Raw genomic sequence first — 24,700 nt, 5'->3', positions numbered from 1 at the left:
GGATGGCGAGCCTATCCGGAAAGAGAAAATAGCGCGCTGCCTGGCCCAACCGGCCGTGGCGGGGCGATAAAGGGTGCACGCATCGACAATGCGTCCCCCTAGACTCTTGTCGCGCAGTGCGAGCTCAACGCATACGGAAGGTCGCCAAGCCTAAGCGGCTTGTCACAATCGGACGACTTTCTGGCTACCAGGTCTGTGCGCACCGAGACGCACGAGAGGCCCTTTCCCGCGTCTGCCCGTTAAAAACCGGCGGAACTCGAGACCTGCATCGCGTTCCCGCTTGCGACCTTTCGCAAATTGGCGTTGCGAAGCCACATGTGCAGTTCATGTTGCGCTGCGCGAACTTTGTCACGCCGCCGTCACAATCAGGCTTTAGCGTGTTAATCTGTTGTTAACCGTTGCGGCAGCAACCAGCCGCGCGGCGAGGGACCCCAGATCATCGGCAGCCCAACTCCGGGAACGGTTGGGCTGACTGCGCTTTTTGTCACTGCCCAACCTGTATCGAGGCCACCGAAATGACCCACCCCCGTTGTCTCCGCATGTCCAAGCTCACGCTTGGCCTTGTCGCCGCACTCGCCGCCGCCCCCGTGTTCGCACAGAGCACCTCCGCCGGCGTCGCTGGCCTGGTTACCAGCAGCGGCGGTCAGCCGGTTCCGAATGCCGAAGTCACGATCACCCACGTGGAGTCTGGAACGGTCAGCCGTACCACCACCGATGCCAGCGGACGCTACAACGCGCGCGGCCTGCGTGTGGGTGGCCCTTACACCATCACCATCACCAAGTCCGGCGAAGGCACCAAGACCGAAGAAGGCGTGTACCTGAACCTCAATCAGGTCAACAGCGTCGATGCTTCGCTGGGCGGTGATGTGACGACGCTGGGCGCGGTGCAGGCCATCGGTGGCGATTACGGCTCGGCGCTGTTCAGCGCCAACAAGATGGGCACCGGCACCAACGTGACCCGCGAGCAGATCGAATCGCTGCCGTCGATCAACCGTAACCTGCAGGACTATGTACGTCTGGATCCGCGCGTGGCGCAGACCGACAAAGCACGTAACGAGATCTCGGTCGGTGGCCAGAACCCGCGCTTCAACCTGATCCGCGTGGACGGCATCAGCACCAACGATGCGTTCGGCCTGGAATCCAATGGGTTGCCGACGCCGCGCCAGCCGTTCTCGATGGACGTCATCGACGAAATCTCCGTCGACGTCGCCAATTACGACGTCACCATCACCGGCGCTACCGGCGGCGTGATCAACGCGGTCACCAAGTCCGGTACCAATGAATTCCACGGGTCGGTCTACGGCACCTACCGTGAGAATGACTGGTCGGGCAAGAATCAGAACGACATTCGTCCGCAGCTGTTCGATAACGAGGCCACCTACGGGCTGACCCTGGGCGGCCCGGTCATCAAGGACAAGCTGTTCTTCTTCGCCAACTACGAGAAGTACAAGGGCAAGGGCGTCTTCACCGGCGCCTCCGGCTATGGTCCGACCGGCTCGGGTGCAAGTAATATCGTTCCGATCTCGCAGGCGCAGGTCGATCAAATCATCGACATCTCGCGCAACACCTACGGGTTTGATCCGGGAACGTTGGCGCTGCCGGCTCTGGATTCGGAATCCGAAGAGAAAGGCTTCAAGCTCGACTGGAACATCTCCGACAAGCACCGCGCCTCGCTTCGCTATGGCGAGAGCGAGCAGAGCACGGCCAACCTCAACGGCTTCGGCAATCAGGCGCTGTCGCTGAACTCGTTCCATTACGTTCGCGACTTCAGCCTCAAGACCTATACGGCGCAGTTGTTCAGCGATTGGACCGATACGTTCTCCACCGAAGCCAAGGTGTCCTACCGCGATTATTCGGCCGTGCGTACCGCTGCATCGCAGCTGCCCGCCATCGCCGTGCGGATCGGTAACAATACCGTTAACCTGGGTACCGAGCAGAGCACCCAGGCCAATGAGCTGCGGACCGAAACCTGGAATGCGTTCTTCGCAGGCACGCTGTTCTTGAACGACCACACCGTCAAGTTCGGCTTCGACTACGAAGACAACGACCTGTTCAATCTGTTCGGTCAACGTGTCTTCGGTTCTTACACGTTTAACTCGATTGCCGACTATGCGGCCAATCGCCCGCTGAACTACCGTTACTCGCGCTCCAATAGCGGCAACATCGACGACATCGCCGCAGATTGGGGCATGCGTAACGTCGGCGTGTTTTTGCAGGATACCTGGGCCGTCAACAACAACCTGACGCTGACGTTCGGCGTGCGTTACGACGAGCCGATGGTCAAGAACAGCCCTGCCTACAACGCAACCGCCTCGACTCTGTTCGGCTTCCGTAATGACCAGACCATCGACGGAAACGGCCTATTTGAGCCGCGCTTCGGTTTCAATTACACCTTCGACAGCGATCGCCCCACCCAGCTGCGTGGTGGCGTGGGCCTGTTCCAGGGCGCCGCGGCAACCGTGTGGTTGTCTAATCCGTACTCCAACACTGGTCTGGCTTACACGGATTACAACTTCTCCAGCCAGGCGCTGGTCAACGCCAATGGCATTCGCTTCACGCCAGACATCAATAACCAGCCGACCGGTAATGGTTCGGTGAATGGCGCCACACAGTCCGTCGATTTCGTCGACAGCAAGCTGGGTCAGCCGTCGGTATGGAAGGCCAACCTGGCATTCGATACCGAGCTGCCCTGGTACGGCATTGTGGCATCTGCCGAGGCGGTGGTGACCAAGGTCAATGAGGCGATCTACTACCAGCAGCTCAATCTTGGCAATACCAGTCGCGTGGGCCAGGATGGTCGTAATCTTTACTGGAATACCGCCGGCTTGAACCCGGCCTGCTGGCTGGATGATGGCCGTAACCCGACCGGTGCAGGCGCCCCGGCTGCTTGTGTGCGTGGCACTGCATCCGTGGTCGATGCACGCGGCTCGCGCGATCCGCGCTTCAACGATGCCATCATCGCGCGCCCCACCGATAAGGGCGGCAGCGAGAGCTTTACCGTCGGCCTGAACAAACCCTTCAACGGCGGCGACTGGTCGTGGGGCCTGTATTACACCTATACCGATGCCGACGAAGTCAGCGGCCTGACCAGTTCGACCTCGGGTTCGCAGCTGGGCAACAACGCGGTATTCCAGGCCAACGAAAACGTCGCCTCGACCGCCGCGTACGAAGTGAAGAACAGCATCCTCGGCACGTTGAACTGGAAGCATGCGTTCTTCGGCGACTACGAGACCAAGCTGGGCCTGATCTACCAAGGTCGCAATGGTCGCCCGTATAGCTATGCGTTCGACAACGACGCCAATGGCGATGGTCGCTTGAACGACCTGTTGTATATCCCGGCCGGCCGTGGCGATGTGCTGTTCGGTACCGCTCGGGAAGAACAGGCGTTCTGGAACTACATCGAAGGCAACGAGTATCTGGCCGCCCGTCGTGGCCAAGTTGCCGAACGCAATGGCGCACGTAACTCCTGGATCAACCAGTTCGACCTGCACATCGAGCAGGAAATTCCGGGTTTCTTCAAGGACAACAAGGCCTCTGTCTGGCTTGACGTCATGAACGTAGGCAACCTGCTCAACAAGAAGTGGGGCCGTGTCGAGGAGTATGGCTTCCCGGGCATGCGTGGCGTGGTGGAATACGGCGGTGTCGATGCGGCCACTGGCAAGTACGTGTACCGCTTCAATACGCCGGACCAATCCACGGTCTACGACGATCGCGGCATCTCCCGTTGGGCGCTGCAGCTGGGCTTCCGCTACCAGTTCTGATCGCGGTTAGCGTGGCATGTGTTGCGGAAACGGCCGGGGTAACCCGGCCGTTTTCTTTTGGGCGGGTGAGTGCGCTAAAGTCCTGCGCAGACGACAGGAGCAAGCTATGGAACTCAGCAGTACGGCGGCGCGGGCGCTGCCGGTAGTGGATGCGCGGATCTATCCGCGTGGTGGCCTGGACGTGCTGTCCAAGGCGGAAGTGGCCCGGCTACGTGACGCCTCCAGTGGTGGCATGCACGAGTTGTTGCGCCGTTGCGCACTGGCCGTGCTCACCAGCGGTAGCGCCTCGGACGACCCGCGCGCCGCACGCGACTTGTATCCGGATTTCGACATCCAGGTGAACCAGCAGGACCGCGGCATTCGTATCGACCTGATCAATGCCCCGGCCATGGCGTTCGTGGATGGCGAGATCATTCGCGGCGTGGCGGAGCTGTTGTTCGCCGTGGTCCGCGACCTGGCCTACATGGCCATCGAGCTCGAAGCGCAGCGCGGCGATCTGGACACCAGCGAAGGCATCACCAACGCAGTGTTCGGCCAGCTGCGCAACGCGCGCATCCTGCAGCCGTCCGACCCGAATCTGGTCGTGTGCTGGGGCGGCCATTCCATCTCGCGCGACGAGTATCTCTACACCAAGCAGGTGGGCTATGAGCTCGGCCTGCGTGGCCTGGACATCTGCACCGGCTGCGGCCCGGGTGCGATGAAGGGGCCGATGAAGGGCGCAACGATCGCGCATGCCAAACAGCGCAAGCACAGTACTCGCTATATCGGCGTGACCGAGCCGGGCATCATCGCGGCCGAGTCGCCGAACCCGATCGTCAATCATCTGGTGATCATGCCGGACATCGAAAAGCGCCTCGAAGCTTTCGTACGCATCGGCCATGGCATCCTGGTATTCCCGGGCGGTGTCGGCACGGCCGAAGAGATCCTGTACCTGCTCGGCATCCTGCTACGCGAGGAAAATGCCAGCCTGCCGTTCCCGTTGATCCTCACCGGCCCGACCATCGCCGCGCCGTACTTCGAGCAGATCGACCGCTTCATCCGCCTGACCCTGGGCGACGCGGCGGCCTCGCGCTACGAGATCATCGTCGGCGACCCGGTCGCCGTGGCACGCCGCATGGCCGAAGGCATCCATGAGGTGCGCGCGCACCGCAAGGACCAGAAGGACTCCTATTACTTCAACTGGTCGGTGCACATCCCGCTGGAGTATCAGCAGCCGTTCGTGCCCAGCCACGAAGCCATGGCCGCGCTGGACCTGCACCACGGCCGCCCGGCGCCCGCCCTGGCGGCGGACCTGCGCCGCGCGTTCTCCGGCATCGTCGCCGGTAACGTCAAGGAAGATGGCATGCGCCGCATCGAAGAGTTCGGCCCGTTCGAGATCCACGGCGACCCGGACATCATGCAGGCCCTGGACGAGCTGCTGCGCGGCTTCGTCGACCAGCGCCGGATGAAGATCTCGGGCGATTACCGGCCTTGTTATCGGGTGGTGACGTAGTGGGGCCAGGGAGCAGGTGGGCTTGCGGCTGTTGCTGGTTTCGGACCTAAGCGCTTACGCCAGTAACCCTAAAACGACCGTTCGTCCCCTCAAGGCTTGTAGCTGAGGGGGCGTCGGGGCATCTTGGACAGGTCACGCTGGGGAGCGTTCAATGTCATTTCGCCGATCTGCCGGCTTCACACTTGTGGAACTCATGATCACGATCGTCGTGTTGGCGATCCTGCTTACGATTGCGTTTCCCAGCTTCCGTGGAGTCATCCGATCCAATCGTGTAGCGAGCAGTGCCAACGAGACTTTAGGGCTGTTATCACTTGCACGAAGTGAAGCGATACGCAATCGCCGGGGCGGAGGTGTCTGCGGTAGCGCATCGGGAACAGCATGTGACAACAATTGGGGAAGCGGCATGCTTGCCTGGGCAGACACGGACGGCGATGGAGCCTTCAAGAGCGGCGACACGGTGTTGCGCTTTGTCTCGATAGATCGGTCGTTGACGAATTCCGGGCCATCCGGCACCGCAATCGCATTTGACGGGCGCGGGCGCAGGGTTGCTTCCACTAATCAGCAGATCACGCTCCAACCGACTGTATGCGACGGGCAGGCGCTGCGCCGCACGCTGGCAGTCAATGGCGCTGGTCAGATCACTTCTCAAAAAGGTGCCTGTCAATGATTCAACGGCGACCCTGCACGTCGCGCTCCCGATCTGATGGTTTCAGTCTTCTCGAAGTACTGATCACCATCATCGTGCTTGCGTTCGGTTTGCTCGGATTCGCACTGTTGCAGACGGCTAACGTCCGCTTTGTGCAGAGTGCTAACTACCGTACCCAGGCTACCAATCTGGCGTACGACTTGCTGGACCAGATGCGTAGCAATCGCTTTCAGTCGGCCTGGTATACCGACGCCACGTTTTCAGCCAATACGGTGACCACCGCCAGTTGCAGTCGGCCGCTTGGGAATAACCTGACCATCACCGGCAACATCAACCGCTGGAAGTGCCAGGTGGTGCAGTCACTAGGTGAGGGTGCCAGTGCCACCGTTCTCAATACTAATGGCCAGGTTACCGTCGGCATAAGTTGGGGAGACCAGCGCTGGGATGCGAGCAATCCTGACGCACGTACTACATTCACTCTGGTATCTCAGCTATGACGCGCCGCCCTCTATCTAGGTACGATATCGCCGGCATCAGTCTGATTGAGATGATGATCGCAATGGTGATCGGTCTGGTATTGATGCTTGGGGTGATCCAGGTTTTCTCGGCGTCGCGTACTGCTTCAATGCTTGCCGAAGGGAGCGCGCGTGCTCAGGAGAACGGGCGTTTTGCCTTGGAATTTCTGCAGCGTGATATTCGTATGGCAGGGCACTTTGGCTGTGTCAATGACCAAGCGCATTTCGTTCGCGGCGAGGGTGATCCGATAGTCACCACAGGCGCTGCAAGCGGCTCTGGTCACCCGCTGGACTTCAGTGTCAGCGTCCAAGGCTACGAGGCACCAAATACGAAGCCGCCAGCCAGCCTGACAATCGGAACCACTTGGTCGGTGCCGACGGGCCTGCCTGCGGCAATCTCCAAGCTCAATCCTCGTGGTGGCAGCGATATTCTGGTGTTGCGTTACCTGGCGCCAGAGAGTGTGCCGATTACCGCGTTGACGTCGGGTAGCACCAGCGTGGTGGGGTTTAATGCCGACGCCGGCTTGCGTTTGACAGAGGGCGGCCAAACCGCGCCAAACGTGTTTGGCATCGCAGATTGTAGTCATGCAACGGTGTTCAAGGGTACCTACGCCAGCGGCAAGGTCACGGCGAACGGTACGAATTTATCTAACTATTCCACCAGGCCTAGTGGCCAGGCATTGATTTATCGAGCAGAATCGCTCGTTTATTATGTAGGAACTTCAGCAGCCTCAGGCGAGCCGGCATTGATGCGTGCACGCTCCAACGGTGTGGACGATTACGGTACTCCGGAGGAGTTGGTCGAAGGTATCGAAAATATGCAGTTGTTGTTCGGCCTCGACCAGACTGCAAACATGTCAAAGACATCTCCGCCGCTGGGTAATATCAATACCCAGGCAATCGCAAGCGATGTCTCTACAGGGACGGACGTTGCGGCTGCTGCGCAGTGGAGACGTGTCGGACAGGTCCAGGTCGGCTTGCTAGCACGTAGTCCCACACCCTCCACGGCGGAAAAGCCTGCCAACGCGCTGCGTAACTCCAGTGTACTAGGAGTGTCTTTCGCACCGCCTACCCAAGCAGATGGGCGCCTTAGACTGACTTACGAGTCCACCATCGCGTTGCGCAATCGCCTATTCGGAAATTGACTCATGAATGCATCCAGTCGTTTGCGTCCGATGCCCGCCCGCCCCCGCGGCGCGGTGCTCTACGTCGCGTTGATCATGCTGATCTTATTGGCACTAATCGGTATTGCCGGTATGCAGGTAGCGGGGATGCAGGAAAAAATGGCATCCAATTATCTGGCGACAAATATCGCATTCCAGAATGCCGAAGGCGTAACGCGGCGGAGCGAACGTGCCATTGAAGCCATTGCAAACCGTACGGACGCGCCAACTGGCGCTCCTTTGGTAGATACCGATATTCAGCAGAACTGCGATGCTGCCTTCGATCCAGTCGCATGGGGGCGTAGTAAGGCGACAGCGATGAAGGAGGCGGTCAACGTGCGACGCATCGACTCTTGCATCATCGGTGGCGGGTCGCTTGCGATGGGCGAGCCACTCGATCCCGTAACTCCGGTTTACCAAATCACCACATTCGCAAACGATGCTGCGACAGATGCTTCGTCGTCTGCATCGATCGATACCATCTTCAAGCTCTGAGGCCGCCGACATGTCGCGTCGCATTTTTCGAACCGTTGTTGCTTCTGCGATTGTCTTGGTCGCTGCGGGCGGTTACTTCGTCTATAGCCTGATCGCCGCGCAGGGGCAGGGTGCTTTGGCGCAGTCTCCGCTGAATAACGCAACATCTGTTCCGCCTGCGTTTATCATGGCAGTGGACGATTCGAATTCGATGACGTTCGAGCGCATCTTCAAGGGTGGGGATGGGCGTTTGCGTTGGAGTGGTACGAGTTTCTTTAGTTCTGCCGGTGTATTTTCCGAGGTTGGTGAGAGTTGTCAATATCAAAGTGGAAGAAATACGCTTAATTACAGCGATTGCTATCTTTATCTCTTTCCGTTCCCTAATTACAACTCGTCATACGATCCGGGTGTAGCTATTCCGCCGCTGGATCAATTCGGTTTTGCAAAGTCGTCAGCATATAACTCAGGTTATTACGATCCAAGTCTCACCTATGACCCATGGAGCCTGGCTGTAGGAAATGATACTAACAAAGGCCTGTGGCCGGCTGCTGATTTTGATAGGGCAAGGGCTGATCCGCGCGATCCCCAAGTCTACGGAGGGAGTGACAACGATATCAAAATGAGTAGGTATGGAACTGTTGTAAGCCTTGGTGTGCGTAGAGAGAGTGCGGACGATAATCCATTTAGGCTAATGGCTGGAATGACGATTCCCGCCCAGACACGGTATCGTACATCCGGTAATAACAGGGTGTGTAATAGTAATAATAATAATGGGCTTGCCGCCACCAACGGGTTTTGGGTAACTCTTGCCTCGAGCGCGTCAGTGGTTGTTGATTGCTTAGTGCAAATTTCCTATATTCCCGCGACATTCTATCTGCCAGCTGCGGCGCCTGCGCCGGCTGGCTACCTGGCTAGCGACGTTAATCGTCCGGTTATCGCAAATGCATGTGGTCCCGGTTGTGATTTGCGCCGATATCAGATATTGCAAGTAAATTACGGTTCTAATGCCGATGCTTACAACTCTGCGAAGCAAAATTTCGCGAACTGGTTCCAATATCACCGAAATCGAATTCTTTCCATTGTTGGCTCGGAATCGCGAGCCTTGGCTGCTGTTGATAAGATGCGGGTTGGTTATTTCACCATCAATAATCTATCTCCGGTGACCATGTACAACATCGATGATGATGCGTCACGGACATCGCTATTCGAACAGGTTTACCGTCTCGAGCCCAGCGGCGGCACGCCTAATCGTAGCGCCGTCGATTACCTTGGTAAGCAATTTGCCCGCACGGGGGACGGAGCCCCCGTGTTGCGTGCATGTCAGAAGAACGGCGGCATGTTATTCACCGATGGCTACACGAACACCAGCAATACCGTTAGTGGCTATGACAACGCCGATTCCACCGGGACGGTGAATTTTCCCGGTGCGCCATTCGCCGATGCTTACAGCAATACGATTGCCGACGTCGCTGCGACCTATTATTCGGGCGCCTCTACTCCGCTGGTGACCGGTCCAAGTTTTCCAGCAGGTCTGGTGCCCGTGGACGACAAGTGCGCAACACTTTCCAATACGTCTGCTGACTGGAAACGGCTGGACTGCCAAAAAGATCTGCATATGAACTTCTATGCGATCACGTTGGGTGCTCAAGGCAGAATATACGAGGTCAATCAGGCGGCCACCAACGATCCTTATGCCAGTGCTCCTGATTGGAATTCCAATGGTAATCCGAGTGCCGATGATGATGGTCGTGTCATTGACGAGCTTTGGCATGCCACCGTTAATAGCCGCGGCCAGTTCATCAATGCCAAGAGTCCCGCGGAAGTAACCGGCGCTATGCGACGGGTGCTGTCGGCTGCCAGCGCCGCCAATTCGCCATCCGGGACCCTGGCATTGACGGGAGCGCGTATCGGGGCCGGCTCGCTGACGGTCTCGCCTGAGTATGAGATAAAGAATAACGGGACTGATTGGTCCAGTAAGCTGAAAGCCAGCCAGGCCTCGGTCGATCCGGATACGCGAGAGGCGCGCTTTACGCCACTTTGGGAGGCTTCCGGACAGATGCCCGCACCCACTGCCCGTAATGTCTTCTTCAATGATGGCAGTAACGTACGTAAGTTCGACGGGACCACTGTCAGTCTGAGTGGTCTCTGCGGGCTCTCCCAGACGCTTTACCCCGGTCAAGCGCTTTGCTCAGCGCAGGACCTGACCGATCTGGGGGCGACCGCGGCAACCGCGGCTAGTTATTTGCTGGGTGACCGAAGCGGCGAGATTCAACAGAAGGGTAAGCTGCGCGATCGCAGCACGGTACTTGGCGACATCATCAACTCCGCACCGTTGATCAGCGCGCCTATCGATGACTACGGGTACCGTGCTTTGGGTGGAGCGCTGGCAACGAGCTATACCAATTACTTGAATGCCAAGCGCGCCAACCAACGCTACATGGTATACGCGGGGGCAAACGACGGCATGCTACATGCCTTCGACGGAGGGATGAATGGTGGTGGGGCGGTCAGCGGTAGTGGAGGGCGTGAGCGTTTTGCCTATATTCCAGCGACATCCTATGGCCACATGGGTAATCTGTTATTGCCCTATCAAGCCAATAAAGGATCTGCTCAACCGTTCGATCATCGCTATTTCGTCGATGGTCCGCTCGCGCTGGGAGATACCTACTACGACAATAGCTGGAAGACGACATTGGTCGGTACGACTGGGGCTGGTGGCCGCGGTGCGTTTGCATTAGATGTGAGCAATCCGGACGCGTTCGGTGCTGGGAGCCGTCTGTGGGAAATCAGCGATCTCAGTGGTGATGCCACGGTGCGTTCCAATATCGGACACGTGCTCGGCAAGCCCGTTATTGTTCCGGTACGTGCAGCCAATGGCTCGGTGAGCTGGAAAGCGATCTTCGGTAACGGTTATGACAGCGCAAGCGGTAAGGCCGTCTTGTTCGTAGTGGACATCGGAACTTCGTCAACGCCTGTCGTGCGTATGATCGAGGCAGTGGAATCCGGAAACGCGATCAGTGGTCGGAACGGGCTCGGTAATATTATTGTTCTGGATCGTTTGGACAACCTAACGACCGACCCGGCCAGCGGTTTGCCGGTTCGCACACGGGACGGCTATGCCGACACGGTTTACGCTGCCGACCTTCGCGGCGCCATCTGGAAGTTTGATCTCACCTCGACCGCAGCATCGGTGACCGTGCCTGCATTTACGACGGGGACGTATACAGAAGGTGGGCGTACCTACCGTCAGCCCATTACAGGTGGACTACAGGCCGCTTCCGGAGAAAATGGTGGGGTTCTCGTGCTGTTTGGCACAGGTAGCTTTTCGTTCAACGATGACAGTCTGCCAAGCTCGTCGCAACACATCCAAAGCCTGTACGGCTTTACCGATCAAGTGGATGGCGTGATCTCCACTACCGTGAGCAGGGCGAACCTGACGCCCTATTCGGTATCGACTGCTGCGGTCGGCACGACGCGCAGCTTGCAGGTAGGCACTGTCCCGACGACAGCGCTTGGATGGTATGTGGATTTGCCCGCTGGTGAACGTTTCGTCGGCTATCCGGAGCTTGTGTCGGGAATTCTGTTCATGCCGACTTATGCGCCGCTCGCGGCCACAAGTGGTTGCAGTACCGACGGCGTTAACTGGTTGTTCGGATTGAATCCGCGCACCGGTGTTGGTGCATTGTCTGGTGTTCGAATGGATGGCATTGGTGGTGCCACGCTTGCCTCCGGCTCGGCGGGCATTTCACTCAATACCGGCGGAAACGCACCTGTCAAGGATGTTGGGGTGTCGGTTGTGCCCCGGCTTGAACCGAAGGTCAATCCGAAAGATGGCTCTGCTGCACCGGTTGTTCCGGCGGGCTCCGGTTGCTGGATGGTTGTCAACGTGGCAGGTGCTGCGCCCATGTATGTCCCTTATCCTTGTGGTCGCCAGTCCTGGCGCCAGATTCAGTGACGGAGGTTTTCAATGTCGTTACGCTTGTCTCGTGCTCTCGCGCGCCGGCTATCCCAGCGTGCCGCAGGCAATGGCTTCACCTTGATCGAGTTGATGATTGTTGTGGCCGTTGTGGGAATTCTGGCTGCAGTTGCGTATCCGTCTTACGCTGAACATATCCGCAAATCGCGGCGAGCACAGGCGAAGGCAGATCTTGTCGAATATGCTCAGATGGCCGAACGCTCTCACACTACGAACAACACTTATGCGAGTTTTCGTTTCCTGATTAGCCCCATCCCTCAGCCATGGAAGTTGCTTGCCATACGCAAAACGCGTTCTGGGCAAGGTGTGCAGCGCAGCAGCGCCGTCGCCAGCCGCGGCAGCATCTGTNCTCCCACCTGCGTTGTATTCACGTGGGACCATTGTCCAACCGACTCGTCGCAAATCCTGCAACTGCCGGCTGAGCGATGGGGCTAATCAGGTTTCGTTTTGCAAACGGCTCAACAACTATCCAGTCGCCGCGTGAGGGCGGTACGGCGCAATACACCCTAACGGTCGTCGGTAATCAGTCCACCTTCACGATCACTGCTGCGCCGCAGGGCAACCAGGTTAAGGATACGTGCGGCACGATGACGTTGAATCAGGCAGGAGTGAAGACGCCGAGTGCCTCGGCCACGCCGGGCTGTTGGTAGCCGAATTTGGGTCTTGCACTATCGCACTCGTGCGTCTAGAATACGCCTCCCCGCCCGAATAGCTCAGCCGGTTAGAGCACTTGACTGTTAATCAGGGGGTCGTTGGTTCGAGTCCAACTTCGGGCGCCAAAAACATCAAGGGCTTGCGATTGATTGCAAGCCCTTTTTTGTTGCACCGGGAAAATTGGCGGGAAAATTCGCTGTTTCTACGGGTGTGGCACGTCGACCAGGTCAACGAACGCGAGCGCCTCATCAGTGGGCAGCGCCGGCGGCTCGACTACCTGCAGCTCATGATCGTATCGATGCGTCATCTGCGGCGTGACGTGGCCTGCAGCATCTTGCTTGTGCGCCCGGGTTCCGCGCGTGTCTGTGATTCCGCGATGCTTCAGGCCGTGGAGCGTGAACCGCTCTTCCGCCTCGATCACGCCCTCGTCGATCGCCGCAATGATCAGGCGCTGCCAGGCGGTCTTCAATGTCGACCTGGCCAGGCGAGTACCGGTCTGTGTTACCAATAGCCCTCGTTGCTCGGGGCGCATCGCCACTGGCCGCTTATGCGCCTGGACGCGTCTGGCGCGGTATTCCCGCAGCCAGGTCCACGCCCAGCGCAGATCGTCGTTCCAAAGCGTGATGTTGTCGCGGGAGCCCTTGCGGCGTGTGCAACGGACACCCTGCTGCAGGGCGTCGGCGTCGGTCAGGTCCGTCACCTCGACACCGCGAAGACGCGCGTTGTAAGCCAGCACCATCACCGCCGGCATGTACGGCGGGACCGATCCCTTTGCGTGCAAGGGCAAGGCGGCACGCGCCTTGGCAAACTCAAGCACGGCCAGGAAGGACTGCGGTTCAGGCATCTTGGCATCAGCACGCTCCTTCGCGGCCCTCACGCCGCTCGCCGGATTGGTCTTGCAGTGGCCGATGCGTATGCCCCAAGCAAACAACCTATGCAGATAGCGCAGCGTGTGATTAGCCGTTGACGGCCGGGCGGGCAAGCCGGGCTGTACGGCACTAGCTTCCCGTCCTTTGGCGAGCGCTTCGACCAAGCGCTGGACCAGGGGAACGGACAAGCGATCGACCTGCAGGCTTCCAAACGCACTGCCGTCCTTCAACACATAGCCGCATGCCACTTCTGCGTGGCGATCGTAGTCATCGCGAGTACTGCGCGATAGGTCGCGGTACTCCGTTGATAGCTTGAATGCATCGGCTACGTACTGCAGCGTGCCCACCAGGCCGGCGCCTCGAGCAGCCTCTCTGGCCGCATGGAGGTCAGATAGCCGCGCATCTGCGTAGGCAATGGTTCTTTTCCGCGTTGAGCCGCCTTCGGGGTGCGGTTCGATGATGTACCAGCGTCCATCCGCCCAGTAGACGCCCTTCGGGAGGGCGTCTTGGTCGATATGTCGAGGAATATCAGGGTTGAACTGGCGCTTCCTGCCGCGTCCCATCAGATCAGCTCCTTGTTGTGTAGCTCGGCGGGTACATGGGCAATGCCCAGTGCCGCGTTGAGCGCATCTACAGTTGTCCAGATTCCGCCTCGACCGTCGTACTTGTAGCGGATACCCTGGTCATGGGCCCAGCGCACGACCGTCGATGCACGTGGCGCCGGCCCGATCGGCGCGCATAGGCGCCGCAGATCCTCAAATGTCAGCACCGCATCGCTCATCTCTGTTGCCCCGTCATCCACTCCCGCCGGTAGCGCCACTGCTCGCGCATTTCCTCCACGAGCAAGTCCGCGGCCACATAGCCCCGCTGGGCGGCAATGCGGAGCCTGAGTTCTGTGACCTTTGCCGCATCCACATAGCCTTGCCGCAGCCAATGGCGCGCCTCGCAGGCTCGGCGGAAGCCCTCCATATTTGCGCTCTCGATCATCGCGTGCGCGTGCCTATGAAGCGCAGGCCGAGTTGCACCACGTTGGGGGCGCACGGTCGTGGCTCCCGAGGTGTGCGGATGCGATGCGCTCTGCGCCATTCGATCATGGCGAGCTCGTAGCTGGGATGCTTCTGCGTGCGCCCACACACGCACTCGATGAAATGCCCGCCGCCCGCCTCGGGGCGGCGGGCGTCGAGCATGTGGCGAGCCACGTGACCGTTGGAGCATGGCGGCAGCGGCGTGTCGTGGTCGACCTGACGTTGCGTCACGGCACCTCAGAGCGCAGCACGCGCTCAGCCTCCCGAAGATGTTGCACGGTGTCCGAATCGATCCGGTCCAGCGCCTGGACAATTGTGTAATCCATCTCGGCCAGCCAATCGGCACGGTTTAACACCAGAGCGGCTGTGAGCGCCTCGCCGGTGGACAAGGGGCCAGGCTCTCCCATGCGCGCGGCGGTACGAGCAATCTCGATCATGCGCTGCAGGTTCATGGATGCGTCCTCCATGCGGAGCCGAGCTGGCTGCGGGCTTCTTCGACACGAAGGACGCGAAGACCCCAGTGCACTGACCAGGTCTGCGCCTGCTGTTCATTGCAGGTCAGCATCAGCTGCCCTACGGGTTCCAGGCGATCAGCGCGGAAGGTGTGCAGGATGTCGTCCAGCTCGATCACCTCCTGCAGGCCCAGCACTTGGCGCAGTGCATCGACATTGAGCGATTTTCCCGTGCCTTGCGGGCCAAGAAAGATGACGGACTTAGCCATGGATGGCCTCCCGGCGCACCGCCATCCGGGCACGGCCCCGGCGGCGCTGTGGCACCTGGCCAACAGCTAGCCCGGTCCGAGTGAGGCGTGGGCGGCGGGTCGCCCACAGCCGGTAGACCAGGGCGCCACCGATCGCCGGCGGAAACACCATCGCGAGCGCGAGCAGCTCAGCCATTGGCCACCTCGCGTGCAGCCTGTGCCACCGCAGCGGCTGCAGCCGCAGTTGGGCGGCGCGGCAGCATGTTGGCCAGGTCGAATGGGAAATCCAGGCCGTCCATGAACTCGGCCAGCTCCGTGCTGATCGAGTCCTCTGCAGCCGTCCACAGGCGGGGGCCTTCGATGAGTTTCCAGCCGCCGCCGGAGCCGCGACGCCGCTCCCACGACTGACGTGCCTCGCGCAGTGGCCCCATGTTCAGCGCGGCAGTGACCACCACCGAACCATGCGTGACATGCAGGGTGATGGTGGCCGAGCAATCGCCCATGCCGCGATCGTAGGCGACGACGGCCGGCGTGCTAGCCTCCGCGTCGGGTCCGGTGCCCAAAGCCAGCGGGCGTGCTGCCGTGGCTGGACGTGTTCCAGTTTGCTGTTGCATATCGACTCTCCTGAGTTGCGTTGGTGGAGGGCCTTGGGGCGGTGTTCCAGCACCGCCCGCCGGCCCGCTGTTGCGGGGTCAGATCAGGTCAGCGCCAGATGGCGGAATGCTGGGGTCGGGTTCACGCAGGTGTTGCGCGCCATTGAGGACATCGAGCAGCTCGTGGCGGATGTAGTCGGCCACTGCCGCTGGTCCGTCGTGGTTGATGCCTGCCTCGATCGCCACATCGTTGGTCAGCGCGGCAAGCAATGCGGCCGCGTGGTAGGCGCGCCAAAGCCGGAACTGCTCTTCTTCGCTGATCGAGTAGTCAGCGCCCTCCGGCAGCTGGGCGTTTGGACTGGCTGCGTCCATCAGGCCACCTCCAAGACAGGCAGGCGGGCAATCATCCATTCGCTCAGCGAAGCAGCATCGGCTTCGGGCATCACCACGTGCATCGAACCGATGACCAGGCCGGTCCCGTCACCAACGAGGACTACGTCGGAAGGTGTTTCGATGACGCTGCAGGCAAACAGCACCGGCGCACGGTCGTGCAGGCCATCTGCATACAGCTCGGCGAGCACGTCCTGGCTGCGGGCTTGCAAGCTCAGGTAGACGCCAGGGGCGATGCGTTGGGTCTTGACCAGGGCGCGGCGGCTCATTGGCGCACCTCGGCCTGGTCGGCGTTGATCGTCGCAATGGCCGCGGCAACGTCGGCCAGGGTCAGCGCTTCAGGCGCCTTGCCGCCGGCCTGCAGCTTCGCCTGCAGGGCGAGCCAGGCTGTGTGGTTCCAGTCGAGGGTGTCGGCGATCAGGCCGAAATAGTGGGCGATCTGGCGCGCGGCAGCGGCCGGCGCTTCTTGAGCGTCGTAGGACATGCGGAACTCCGTTTGTAGTTTGGAGTCCGCCGCCCCGACGCCAATCGGGGTGGCGGACGGTGCGGGTTGGCGTACCGGACAAACGGAACCGGCGGGCCTTGCGGCCCCCACGCACCGCCCGCCGTAGAACTGGCAGGCACGCACCCGAGCGAACGCTGGGCGAGAAAAAAGCGCCTGGCATCGGTCGATGGGCGCTATTGCGCCGTTTGAAGTCGGGACGCCAATCCCGGCCGCCGATTTTGCGGCGACGGGATAATGGTTGCTCCGTCCATGGGGCGCTGTCAACGAAAAAATCCTAAAATTTCCAACACGTGCCAGAGCGCTCATTTCGCAAACACCCAGCATTTGACGATTTTGTTCGCAATAACGCTATTGCACGCCCAGTTGGCGCGGACAAAATAGGGGCTGGCACGCAATGCGCCATGCAGGCTCCGTGGGGTGGGCAGGGATAACCCAGTGCTGGCCGCCAGTTGCTGCACTTGGCGCAGATTGAGTGCCAGATGGCCTGCCGCGCGGGCATGGTTGATGTCATGGCCGGTGCTTTGCAGGGCACTCACCACGGCCCAGAACTGGGCTTGGGCGCTTTCCAGCGTATGGGCCAGCGGCAGGCAGGGTGGCAGTTCCGGGGCAGGCAGGCCCAAGGTCAGCGAGAGTTGGACTGCATGCTCAAATTGGGCCTGCTGCTCGGCCGCACCGCGGGCGCGGTACAGGCGGGCCACCACCTGGGAGCGGGTGTCATGCAGCGCGGCAGGTTGCATGGGTTCAGCCGGGGCGGTGCCCTGGGTCACCAGGGTGTCGTAGGCGTTGATTACGTCCAAATGGAACTCGGGTGAGATCCACATTGCAAAGGCGTACACCAATTGCTTGACGGCGTAGACACCGCCATACCGCCCCTCAGTGGTTTCAACTGGTTTTAAATCCTCAGATATGAGGATTTGAACCTCACATTTTGGATCGGATAGCGCTCCACGGGCTTTCAAGACACGAATCAGCTCAGTAGTTTGCTGCAAACGCAACCAATTGGAGGGTTGGTGGCGCTTGGCCCCGCCACTGGCTTGGTGCAGATCATTGAGGCAATAACGGCCAGCACCGTCACGCCGGATTTGGAAGTTGGCGACCATCAATGGAGTGGGATAGGTGTTCATGACTGAATCAACCTCGCTGGGGCTGAGACCATTTCTGGCGAGCGCGGGCTGATCCACATGGCGTAGGCGTAGACCAATTCCTTAATGGCGTAGGTGCCTTGCGTGAAACCGCCCTGTAGTACGACCAGGGGTTCATCCCGTTCCTCAGATCTGAGGAACGCCTCCTCAGATCTGAGGACGTCCCCCACCTCGGCAATCAGTTCAGTGGTTTGTTGTAACCGCAACCAATTGGCAGGCTGGTGCCGCTTGGCCCCACCACTGGCTTGGTGCAGATCATTGAGGCAGTAACGGCCAGCGCCGTCACGCCGGATTTGCAGGTTGTCTACTACCAGCGGGAGGTGACTGTTCATGATATTTCCAAGCTGGCAGGCCATAGCCGAAGTGCTGTGCGGAGGGCGCCTACAGCTTGTGGTTGGGTCGTTCGCCTCGCGCGCACGTGATATTGGCGGCCGACCCCCTGGGGCCTAGGATGGAGGTGCCAACCACCCATCCGACCCCAGGGGGCCGACCATGAACTGGATTCCAGACAACGACCGCAACGGCAATCGCGATTCCGATCACAAGCACGGTCACGTGACCCCGCCGTTTCGCAACCCGGTGCCAGAGCGCGAGCAGCAGCAGGACGGCGACCGCGACGAGCCCGAATAGGAGATGCATGCGTATGCCGCGCACCACACCTACCAACTACAGCCGCACCAAAGGGGAAGCGCTCCTCGATCTCGATTTCGCTATCGAGATCAGCGTGCTGAATCAACGCTTCTATGAGCGCGTGTCGAAGGGCATCGCGTTCCTGTCGTTGCTTGCAGGTAGTGCGGCTTTCGTGACGATCTTCAGTCCGAACTCGGTCGTTGTGACGGTCGCCGGATTTCTCGTTGGTGCCTTCGCACTCGCCGAAAAGGTCTACGACTTCAGGGGCAAGGCAGTCATCCATGCCGAGCTGATTCGTAGCTTCCTGCGCCTCAAGGCGCGAGCCAAGGATCTGACGTTGGAGCAGTTGGACGCGGCCTTTGGAAAGGCCAGCGAGAAAAGTATTCCGGTAGTCCAAGGTCTCCGCATGCCGGCATATAACAACAACGTCCGCCGCCATGGCTTCACGGACTACGCCAGACCACTGCGCCGATGGGAGAAGTTTCTTTACGCGCTGGTATAGGGCTGTCATTTGTTGAACACCCAGCACTTCACCGTCTGCCCGGTGCCCAGGGCGTCCTTGAGTACCGCGCTGTTGACGGCGGTGTTCGCCGCCAGCAGCTTGTGGCGGCGTGAGTCGCCCAATAGCGAACGCAAAATCTTCAGGTCGGGCACGTTCTGGCCAAAATGCGCCGCACGCGCCGCGAACATCGGCCGGCACGCGGCCATTGCTTCTCGATTTTGGGACTACCAGGGCGTCATAGGCCCGGATGACCTCAACGTGGAAGCGTGGCGAGATCCACATTGCGTAGACGTAAACCAATTCCTTGACGACATAGGTACCCGGCGCCATGCCGCCCCGGATCGACGCGAAGGGAGCAAACGCCATTTCTGGCGTTAGCTCGGTGACCAGTGACTGGAACGTGTTGGCCCGCGTGAAGCGGTTGGGACTATGCCGGACCTCTCCACCGGCCGCTTGGTGCAGGTCGTTGAGACAGTACCGGCTAGCGGCATCGCGCCGGATCTGCAGGTTTGCAACGAGCAATGCTGATCCGCTCATTTGGCGAACACCCAGCACTTAACGGTGGTACCGGAGCCGCTGTGCTCGTCTTTGAGGACTGCACTGTTGACGGCCACGTTGGCACCGATGAACTTGTGCCGGCGCGAATCGCTCAGCAGCGCTCGCAGCACCTTCAGATCCGGCACGCCCTGGCTGAACTGCGCTGCGCGTGCGGCGAAGTGGTTGAGGTTGATGGCGATGCGCTGCGCGTCGCGGCTGTGATTGACCACGGCTTTGCCGTGGCCGGTCGCCTCGAGGTACTCGTAGACCTCCCAGAACTCATTGACCAGGGCATGGTCGGCGCTGATCGCTTTCTGTCGCTCCAGGGCCATGTCCAGCAGTGCCAGGCGTGTTTTCTCGACCATGTCGTCGGGGATGGTGAGGACCAGGCGCAGGCAGTCGAATAGCGCGAGCATCTGCGCGTGGTTCTTGATGACGCGCTCCAGGCGCAGCTCTGGCTGGGCGCGCAGCTTGCCTTCGAACATCTTCACCCGTTCGGCGAATAGGTCCAGGATGGCGCGCTCCTGGCGTACCGCGCGCACCAGAAAGTGACTCAGCTCTTCGACCTGCAGGGCATTGAGGTTGTCGGCGGCGATGCGACTTTCCGTGGTGACGTTCGGCCGCTTGAAGTGCAGCTTGACGATACGGGTCAGGATCGCCTCGGAGGCATCCACTGCAGCGTTCTGGCTGATCACGATGGTGCCGCGGAACGGAGGCTCGTAGGTCTCGTTGCCGCCGTTGCGCACGCCACGTGTGGCCAGGGTGCCGCCGCCGAAAAAGTCCTTGAGCTCGTCCCACTCGAACGTCTTGGCGTGTGACTTGTCTGGCTCATTGCGATCGGCCTCCAGCAGCACCACCGGCATGCCGGACACCTGGCCCATGGCGCGGGCGCGGCCGGCCTTGGACGACTTGGCCGGGTCGAAGCCCTCATAGTCGGACCTGGCCAGCAGCTTCCACAGGAAGGTCAGCAGCGTGGTCTTGCCTGCACCCGCTTCGCCGGTCGCTTCGAGGAACGGGAAGCTCTTGTGCGCGGTGCGGATCTGCTCGGCGAACAGCGAGCCAAACCAGAACGTGAGCGCCACCATGCCGTGGGTGCCGAAGCACAGCCACAGCCAGGGCAGCCAGTCGGTGCGAAACGCCTCAGCGTCGCGCTGAATCTCCAAGCGGATGGACTTCTGCGTGGTCTTCAAGCGCAGCTTGTCGAACTCGAAGTAGTCCTCTTCGTTGGCCGTCACCAGCTCGCCGTCGCGCACGGCCATATCGCCGAGCAGGTAGGCGCGGTGTTCCTTGCTGTAGCCCACGAAGTCGATGGCGTCGACCGTCTTGATTGCCTCGGTCTGCTCTTCGATCAGGCGGTCTAGCTGGTGGCCGGTACCGGTGAACATGGCGCCGGCGGCCAGGGAGATCAGGCGCTTCTTGAACTCGGACGCGCTGGCGACGTGACCACCTGTAAAGGTGCCCTTTACGCTGGGGCCGTCATGCGGGAAATCGACGCGGAAGTAGTACCANGCCAGGGAGATCAGGCGCTTCTTGAACTCGGACGCGCTGGCGACGTGACCACCTGTAAAGGTGCCCTTTACGCTGGGGCCGTCATGCGGGAAATCGACGCGGAAGTAGTACCAGCTTTCGTCCGTGACCTCTTGCCGCTGGAAATACAGTGCCTCTGGGTAGCAGTTGGCGATCTTCTGCACGGAGCATGCTGCGCGCTTGATCTTCCTCAGATCCTCGGCAGCAACCTCGTCGCCTTCGTCCGCATCGATGTCGCCTAGCTTCTCCTTGCGCAGCTTGTCGAAGCGCTGCGTATCGAAATCGAACCAGTACAGGCGGGAGCGGTAGTCCAGCCAGAAGTCGTTGCGGCCGTCGTGCTCGAACATGAGCAGGCCTTTATCCACCGCCGAGCGAGCTACAAGCAGGTCGCCCTGGTAGCGGGCTTCGTTGACGTCGTTGTCCCATTGCTTGGGATCATCGGACGCGATAGCGCGCAGATGCAGGTCGTTCCAATCGGTCTTCTTGCCGTCGCGCTGGACGATCTGCGCGGCCCGCGAATCGAAGCCNTCGTTGTCCCATTGCTTGGGATCATCGGACGCGATAGCGCGCAGATGCAGGTCGTTCCAATCGGTCTTCTTGCCGTCGCGCTGGACGATCTGCGCGGCCCGCGAATCGAAGCCTAGCCCCGCTGAGCGCTTGATGTGCTTGTGCGTATACGCACGAGCACCCGGTTCGTTGTCTAGCGCCCACACGAGGGTCGGAAGATCGGCCATGCGTGCCTTGGCCAGCTCGCGCAGCGAGTCCTCCGGGTAGGCATTGGATGACATCGCCGACACCGCGCAAAGGCCGTGCTGCAGGAGCGCGATGGCATCGAAGATGCCCTCCACGATCCACACCTCGCGAGCGGTCTGCATAGCGGTCAGGGTGGCCGGCGCAGCCCACCACACGCCGGCATAGCTCTGGCCTGGGGCGAAGCGTGCTTTCTGCTTGCCGAAGCGATGCGGGCGATCGATCAGGCGCTCCCACCAGCCGCCTTTCACGAGCGCAAAGCGCACCGTTGCTGTGCCGGCGCTGATCTTCCGATCGTAGTGGCTGTCCTGGGTGTAGAGGCCCTTGAGGGGCACCAGGTCGAAACCACGCGCGAACTCCAAATAGGCGTCCGCTGCCGCGTTCGGGGCGGCCGGCGTTGGCACGAACCGCTTGGACCAGTCGTCGAACAGGTCATCGTAGAGGTCTTTGACATGTAGCTCGCGGCCGCACTTGGACTGGCGGCCGCACTTCACCACCCACGGCTTGAGGTGGTTGGTGTAGAGCTCCTTCTTGCTGCAGGACGGGCACTTGCCGCCGCGCATGTAGTGCGTGCCGCTACGGTGCTTGAGCCCGTAGTCCCGTTCCAGACGGGTCAGCACCTGTTGCCGCAGATCCTCTTGCATGTGCGCCCTTACGCGCCTGGCCGGCGCTGAGGCGCAGGCATGGCCGGTGTACTGTCGAGCACGATGTAGGCACCGCCGGCCAGGCGGTGTGCTTCGACAGCAGCGTGCAGGGCTTGCGCCTCCGCATGCTTGGCACAGGGGCGGACACGCTGCGGCGCGTGCGCAGCGGTATCGACAAAGCGCGGCTCCTGCGCGCTGTACCAACCGCAGGGCGCCCTCATGCGTTCGCCCCGACGTGCGGTGTGTTTGCATGAAACAGGACCATGGCTGACTCGGTCAGCGCTACACGGCGCTCATCGGCACAATCAGCAGTGGCTAGACCTTGCTGCATGAGCTGGGCGACTACAACTGCGCCGAAGCGCTCCTGCGTATCGGTAGGTGCATTGCCGCCGATGTAACCATGGTCGGTGTGCAGCAGACCGCCTTGCAGCAGTGCAACCTGCAGGCAAAGCTTCGCCGTGGGCGGCAGTGCCGCCCAGTCAAGGGTATTTCGCATAGGGGTGCCTCAGATGAGCGGGAAGACCGGCTCCCCGCCGGTGGTGATCAGATCCAGTTGGCGGTCGCCGTGCGACTCGCGGTACGCCTGTAGCGCCAGGGCGCGTTCGAATGCGGGTGTGGGTGGCAACTCACTGTGTGCGGTCGGTACGCCACTGGGACTTGCGATCCCGGTGAGCTCCGAGTAGCCGGTGTAGGTCGCGCTACACATCGGGTTTTCGCAGACGTACGAATCGTGCCGCAGGTACTTGTGCGCTAGCGAACTGGTGCGCTTGATGAGTCGGCTGCCGCACGCCTCGCAACTGAAAACGACCTTCTTCCTGCCGAACATGCTCACCCCTTCGAGCTCTTGGCGGTTGGGATTTGTGTGGCACCATTGGGTGGTGCCTTGAGCCCGAATGCGACTGCCGCCTTGTGCGACTCGCCGTATTTGCCCTGAGAGCGGCTGCGGAGCAGGTCATGAACCACTGACCGATCCACGCCGTGCTGTCGTGCAAATGCCGAGACCGTGATGCCATTCGCTTCAAGCCACTGTCGCGCCTGTTCTGGGCTGCGAGGCGTGAACTGCTGCATTTGACTCTTACGGGGCATGTGGCGGTTCTGTTTAGTTTTGGGGATTTTGTGGACTTAAATCAACATTGTCAAGAAAGGAAATGCCTGTATGACCTTCGGGAAGCGGCTGAAGGATGAGCGTAAGCGGCTCGACCTGACGCAAGACGAGCTGGCGACCCAACTGGGTGTCACGCGCTATGCGCAGATCAATTTCGAGAAAGACATCAACTTGCCGGGCGGAGCGTATTTGCTGGCCGCTCTGGATCGCGGTGTTGATGTCATGTATGTGCTGTCTGGACACCGCGTTCAGATGGATCCTGAAGACGCGCGGTTTCTTTCGGCGCTCAGGACTGCGTCAGCCAGTGCGCGCAGCGTTGCACTCGCGGCATTAGGATTGGAAGCAGGTGCACCACCGGGCGTGTCGGGAGCAGCGCCGACGTTGAATTTCAACAACAGTACAGTAGGTCCGGTGATCTCCAACAACGGTCCATTAGATCAGCGATATATGCAGATCACCGTGGGCGGTCGGAAAAAAAAGAAGTCGTGATGAAGTTGCAGATAGGACAGCTGGTCCTCGCAAAGGAGTGCGTCATCGGCGACCATTTAGCAGCTGACGCTCAAACCCATACAGGCATCGAAAAAAAGCCGCCGGTGTGTGCCGGCGGTTTCAAAGGTGTCGGCGCATAGCTCCTTGCGACCCAGTTGCCGCCGTCCTGGCAGCGCGAGATGACCTGACATCCAGCATCAACCCTACGCACATCGTATTCGTTCGGCTATCAGACAAATCCCAAATTCGAGGTCGGGACTGCGACCTCAGAGGCCGCTGCCGGATAAGCAGCGCGACGCGAGCGCTTACATCACGGCTTCTAATTCGAGTGCAGTGGTAAAGCCGCTGGAACCGCTGGCCGTGTGGGTGGCCTTCGCAATCAGCCAGGATTGAGCATCAATCTCAGGCTTGAAGCCGCTCACGGTGATGCGTTGCTCTGGAAATAGGTCTGCACGTCCGATTGCCAGGCTATAGTCGAACTTCGCAGCACCACGTCTGGCCCGTTCCAGTTCCGCATGCGCATGTTGGCGTGCCGTTGCCTCATTGGCATACGACTCGCGCAGGCGCTTGACGTTGTCGTCCTTGCCCGCCAACACCGATTGCCGCCGCGC

Annotated in this window: 28 protein-coding genes, 1 tRNA gene and 6 pseudogenes; 13 read left to right on the top strand and 22 right to left on the bottom strand. The window is 60.4% G+C overall.

Going from position 1 to position 24,700, the window contains the following annotated elements; all coding sequences use genetic code 11:
• The first annotated feature begins 515 nt into the window (after positions 1-515).
• The 10 genes and pseudogenes from XCSCFBP4642_RS0121390 to XCSCFBP4642_RS0121355 all read left to right on the top strand — a co-directional run bounded on the left by XCSCFBP4642_RS0121390 (position 516) and on the right by XCSCFBP4642_RS0121355 (position 12,806).
• The gene (locus XCSCFBP4642_RS0121390; protein WP_029221561.1) at positions 516-3,761 is read left to right on the top strand and encodes a TonB-dependent receptor; all 3,246 of its coding nucleotides are present in this window, start codon (positions 516-518) and stop codon (positions 3,759-3,761) included.
• A 106-nt stretch (positions 3,762-3,867) separates the two neighbouring features.
• The gene (gene ppnN, locus XCSCFBP4642_RS0121385; RefSeq protein ID WP_029221560.1) at positions 3,868-5,253 is read left to right on the top strand and encodes a nucleotide 5'-monophosphate nucleosidase PpnN; all 1,386 of its coding nucleotides are present in this window, start codon (positions 3,868-3,870) and stop codon (positions 5,251-5,253) included.
• Between the two features lie 151 nt (positions 5,254-5,404).
• Positions 5,405-5,920 carry a GspH/FimT family pseudopilin gene (locus XCSCFBP4642_RS27810; protein ID WP_084624626.1) on the top strand — a complete coding sequence of 172 codons (516 nt, stop codon included), beginning with the start codon at positions 5,405-5,407 and terminating at the stop codon, positions 5,918-5,920.
• Positions 5,917-6,396 carry a type IV pilus modification protein PilV gene (gene pilV / locus XCSCFBP4642_RS0121380; protein WP_029221559.1) on the top strand — a complete coding sequence of 160 codons (480 nt, stop codon included), beginning with the start codon at positions 5,917-5,919 and terminating at the stop codon, positions 6,394-6,396. The genes XCSCFBP4642_RS27810 and pilV overlap by 4 nt, the downstream gene beginning before the upstream one ends.
• Complete coding sequence (locus tag XCSCFBP4642_RS25570; protein ID WP_033898638.1) at positions 6,393-7,559, top strand: PilW family protein; 1,167 nt, start codon at positions 6,393-6,395, stop codon at positions 7,557-7,559. Before pilV ends, XCSCFBP4642_RS25570 begins: the two co-directional genes overlap by 4 nt.
• Before the next feature lie 3 nt (positions 7,560-7,562).
• Positions 7,563-8,072, top strand: a complete 510-nt coding sequence (locus XCSCFBP4642_RS0121370; RefSeq protein ID WP_029221557.1) for a pilus assembly PilX family protein — start codon at positions 7,563-7,565, stop codon at positions 8,070-8,072.
• Positions 8,073-8,082: 10 nt separating this feature from the next.
• Positions 8,083-12,006, top strand: coding sequence for a pilus assembly protein (locus XCSCFBP4642_RS25565; protein ID WP_033898635.1), 3,924 nt, complete (start codon positions 8,083-8,085; stop codon positions 12,004-12,006).
• A gap of 12 nt (positions 12,007-12,018) precedes the next feature.
• Positions 12,019-12,262: pseudogene (locus XCSCFBP4642_RS30940) on the top strand (type IV pilin protein); the annotation flags it as partial.
• A gap of 190 nt (positions 12,263-12,452) precedes the next feature.
• The gene (locus tag XCSCFBP4642_RS27800) at positions 12,453-12,677 is read left to right on the top strand and encodes a type IV pilin protein (protein WP_084624625.1); all 225 of its coding nucleotides are present in this window, start codon (positions 12,453-12,455) and stop codon (positions 12,675-12,677) included.
• Positions 12,678-12,729: 52 nt separating this feature from the next.
• Positions 12,730-12,806: transfer RNA gene (locus XCSCFBP4642_RS0121355), tRNA-Asn, on the top strand.
• Between the two features lie 77 nt (positions 12,807-12,883).
• On the opposite strand, the gene XCSCFBP4642_RS0121350 is transcribed toward XCSCFBP4642_RS0121355, so the two are convergent.
• The 13 genes from XCSCFBP4642_RS0121350 to XCSCFBP4642_RS0121290 all read right to left on the bottom strand — a co-directional run bounded on the left by XCSCFBP4642_RS0121350 (position 12,884) and on the right by XCSCFBP4642_RS0121290 (position 18,237).
• Positions 12,884-14,113: a site-specific integrase gene (locus XCSCFBP4642_RS0121350; RefSeq protein ID WP_029221555.1), complete on the bottom strand. Its 1,230-nt coding sequence runs from the start codon at positions 14,111-14,113 to the stop codon at positions 12,884-12,886.
• Complete coding sequence (locus XCSCFBP4642_RS0121345) at positions 14,113-14,331, bottom strand: hypothetical protein (protein WP_029221554.1); 219 nt, start codon at positions 14,329-14,331, stop codon at positions 14,113-14,115. Before XCSCFBP4642_RS0121345 ends, XCSCFBP4642_RS0121350 begins: the two co-directional genes overlap by 1 nt.
• The gene (locus XCSCFBP4642_RS0121340) at positions 14,328-14,537 is read right to left on the bottom strand and encodes a DUF7696 family protein (RefSeq protein ID WP_029221553.1); all 210 of its coding nucleotides are present in this window, start codon (positions 14,535-14,537) and stop codon (positions 14,328-14,330) included. The genes XCSCFBP4642_RS0121345 and XCSCFBP4642_RS0121340 overlap by 4 nt, the downstream gene beginning before the upstream one ends.
• Positions 14,534-14,806 (bottom strand): hypothetical protein, encoded by a 273-nt coding sequence (locus XCSCFBP4642_RS27795; protein ID WP_029221552.1) that lies wholly within the window; start codon positions 14,804-14,806, stop codon positions 14,534-14,536. The genes XCSCFBP4642_RS0121340 and XCSCFBP4642_RS27795 overlap by 4 nt, the downstream gene beginning before the upstream one ends.
• The gene (locus tag XCSCFBP4642_RS0121330; RefSeq protein ID WP_029221551.1) at positions 14,803-15,027 is read right to left on the bottom strand and encodes a hypothetical protein; all 225 of its coding nucleotides are present in this window, start codon (positions 15,025-15,027) and stop codon (positions 14,803-14,805) included. The genes XCSCFBP4642_RS27795 and XCSCFBP4642_RS0121330 overlap by 4 nt, the downstream gene beginning before the upstream one ends.
• Positions 15,024-15,296 (bottom strand): hypothetical protein, encoded by a 273-nt coding sequence (locus XCSCFBP4642_RS0121325; RefSeq protein WP_029221550.1) that lies wholly within the window; start codon positions 15,294-15,296, stop codon positions 15,024-15,026. The genes XCSCFBP4642_RS0121330 and XCSCFBP4642_RS0121325 overlap by 4 nt, the downstream gene beginning before the upstream one ends.
• Complete coding sequence (locus XCSCFBP4642_RS30275; protein ID WP_029221549.1) at positions 15,289-15,471, bottom strand: hypothetical protein; 183 nt, start codon at positions 15,469-15,471, stop codon at positions 15,289-15,291. Before XCSCFBP4642_RS30275 ends, XCSCFBP4642_RS0121325 begins: the two co-directional genes overlap by 8 nt.
• Positions 15,464-15,889 carry a hypothetical protein gene (locus tag XCSCFBP4642_RS0121315; RefSeq protein ID WP_029221548.1) on the bottom strand — a complete coding sequence of 142 codons (426 nt, stop codon included), beginning with the start codon at positions 15,887-15,889 and terminating at the stop codon, positions 15,464-15,466. The genes XCSCFBP4642_RS30275 and XCSCFBP4642_RS0121315 overlap by 8 nt, the downstream gene beginning before the upstream one ends.
• Positions 15,890-15,967: 78 nt before the next feature.
• Positions 15,968-16,240 carry a hypothetical protein gene (locus tag XCSCFBP4642_RS0121310; protein ID WP_029221547.1) on the bottom strand — a complete coding sequence of 91 codons (273 nt, stop codon included), beginning with the start codon at positions 16,238-16,240 and terminating at the stop codon, positions 15,968-15,970.
• A complete protein-coding gene (locus XCSCFBP4642_RS0121305; RefSeq protein WP_029221546.1) occupies positions 16,240-16,527 on the bottom strand; it encodes a hypothetical protein in 288 nt (95 codons plus the stop codon). Before XCSCFBP4642_RS0121305 ends, XCSCFBP4642_RS0121310 begins: the two co-directional genes overlap by 1 nt.
• Positions 16,524-16,742, bottom strand: coding sequence for a hypothetical protein (locus XCSCFBP4642_RS0121300; protein WP_029221545.1), 219 nt, complete (start codon positions 16,740-16,742; stop codon positions 16,524-16,526). The genes XCSCFBP4642_RS0121305 and XCSCFBP4642_RS0121300 overlap by 4 nt, the downstream gene beginning before the upstream one ends.
• 323 nt (positions 16,743-17,065) lie before the next feature.
• Positions 17,066-17,887, bottom strand: coding sequence for a KilA-N domain-containing protein (locus XCSCFBP4642_RS27790; RefSeq protein ID WP_029221544.1), 822 nt, complete (start codon positions 17,885-17,887; stop codon positions 17,066-17,068).
• Positions 17,884-18,237, bottom strand: coding sequence for a KilA-N domain-containing protein (locus XCSCFBP4642_RS0121290; RefSeq protein ID WP_084624622.1), 354 nt, complete (start codon positions 18,235-18,237; stop codon positions 17,884-17,886). Before XCSCFBP4642_RS0121290 ends, XCSCFBP4642_RS27790 begins: the two co-directional genes overlap by 4 nt.
• Before the next feature lie 160 nt (positions 18,238-18,397).
• Between XCSCFBP4642_RS0121290 and XCSCFBP4642_RS30270 the strand changes: the two genes are divergently transcribed.
• Positions 18,398-18,535: a hypothetical protein gene (locus tag XCSCFBP4642_RS30270; protein WP_160170400.1), complete on the top strand. Its 138-nt coding sequence runs from the start codon at positions 18,398-18,400 to the stop codon at positions 18,533-18,535.
• 7 nt (positions 18,536-18,542) lie between these two features.
• Entirely contained in the window at positions 18,543-19,037 is a 495-nt protein-coding gene (locus XCSCFBP4642_RS30265) for a hypothetical protein (RefSeq protein WP_152527317.1), read from the top strand.
• 5 nt (positions 19,038-19,042) lie between these two features.
• On the opposite strand, the gene XCSCFBP4642_RS30260 is transcribed toward XCSCFBP4642_RS30265, so the two are convergent.
• The 8 genes and pseudogenes from XCSCFBP4642_RS30260 to XCSCFBP4642_RS27775 all read right to left on the bottom strand — a co-directional run bounded on the left by XCSCFBP4642_RS30260 (position 19,043) and on the right by XCSCFBP4642_RS27775 (position 23,563).
• A complete protein-coding gene (locus XCSCFBP4642_RS30260; RefSeq protein ID WP_029221541.1) occupies positions 19,043-19,225 on the bottom strand; it encodes a hypothetical protein in 183 nt (60 codons plus the stop codon).
• 103 nt (positions 19,226-19,328) lie between these two features.
• A pseudogene (locus XCSCFBP4642_RS30935) lies at positions 19,329-19,574 on the bottom strand (KilA-N domain-containing protein); the annotation flags it as partial.
• Positions 19,571-21,082, bottom strand: a pseudogene (locus tag XCSCFBP4642_RS30930) (bifunctional DNA primase/helicase); the annotation flags it as partial. The pseudogenes XCSCFBP4642_RS30935 and XCSCFBP4642_RS30930, both read right to left, overlap by 4 nt.
• Positions 21,083-21,100: 18 nt before the next feature.
• Positions 21,101-21,628: pseudogene (locus XCSCFBP4642_RS30925) on the bottom strand (bifunctional DNA primase/helicase); the annotation flags it as partial.
• Between the two features lie 15 nt (positions 21,629-21,643).
• Positions 21,644-22,495: pseudogene (locus XCSCFBP4642_RS30920) on the bottom strand (toprim domain-containing protein); the annotation flags it as partial.
• Positions 22,496-22,712: 217 nt separating this feature from the next.
• Positions 22,713-22,991 (bottom strand): hypothetical protein, encoded by a 279-nt coding sequence (locus XCSCFBP4642_RS0121260; RefSeq protein WP_029221538.1) that lies wholly within the window; start codon positions 22,989-22,991, stop codon positions 22,713-22,715.
• Positions 22,992-23,000: 9 nt separating this feature from the next.
• On the bottom strand, positions 23,001-23,201 hold the full coding sequence (locus tag XCSCFBP4642_RS30250) for a hypothetical protein (RefSeq protein WP_228325806.1): 201 nt from the start codon (positions 23,199-23,201) through the stop codon (positions 23,001-23,003).
• 122 nt (positions 23,202-23,323) lie between these two features.
• Positions 23,324-23,563 (bottom strand): DNA-binding protein, encoded by a 240-nt coding sequence (locus tag XCSCFBP4642_RS27775; protein WP_228325807.1) that lies wholly within the window; start codon positions 23,561-23,563, stop codon positions 23,324-23,326.
• An 88-nt stretch (positions 23,564-23,651) separates the two neighbouring features.
• Here XCSCFBP4642_RS27775 and XCSCFBP4642_RS0121250 point away from each other — a divergent pair, with 88 nt between their 5' ends.
• Positions 23,652-24,089, top strand: coding sequence for a helix-turn-helix domain-containing protein (locus XCSCFBP4642_RS0121250; protein WP_029221536.1), 438 nt, complete (start codon positions 23,652-23,654; stop codon positions 24,087-24,089).
• 305 nt (positions 24,090-24,394) lie between these two features.
• Here XCSCFBP4642_RS0121250 and XCSCFBP4642_RS0121245 read toward each other — a convergent pair.
• Positions 24,395-24,700, bottom strand: a pseudogene (locus tag XCSCFBP4642_RS0121245) (contractile injection system protein, VgrG/Pvc8 family); the annotation flags it as partial.

This window comes from Xanthomonas cassavae CFBP 4642 (assembly GCF_000454545.1).
GTDB lineage: Bacteria > Pseudomonadota > Gammaproteobacteria > Xanthomonadales > Xanthomonadaceae > Xanthomonas > Xanthomonas cassavae.
The sequence above is the reverse complement of the archived record's forward strand: the minus strand, read 5'-3'. Positions and strand labels throughout refer to the sequence as shown.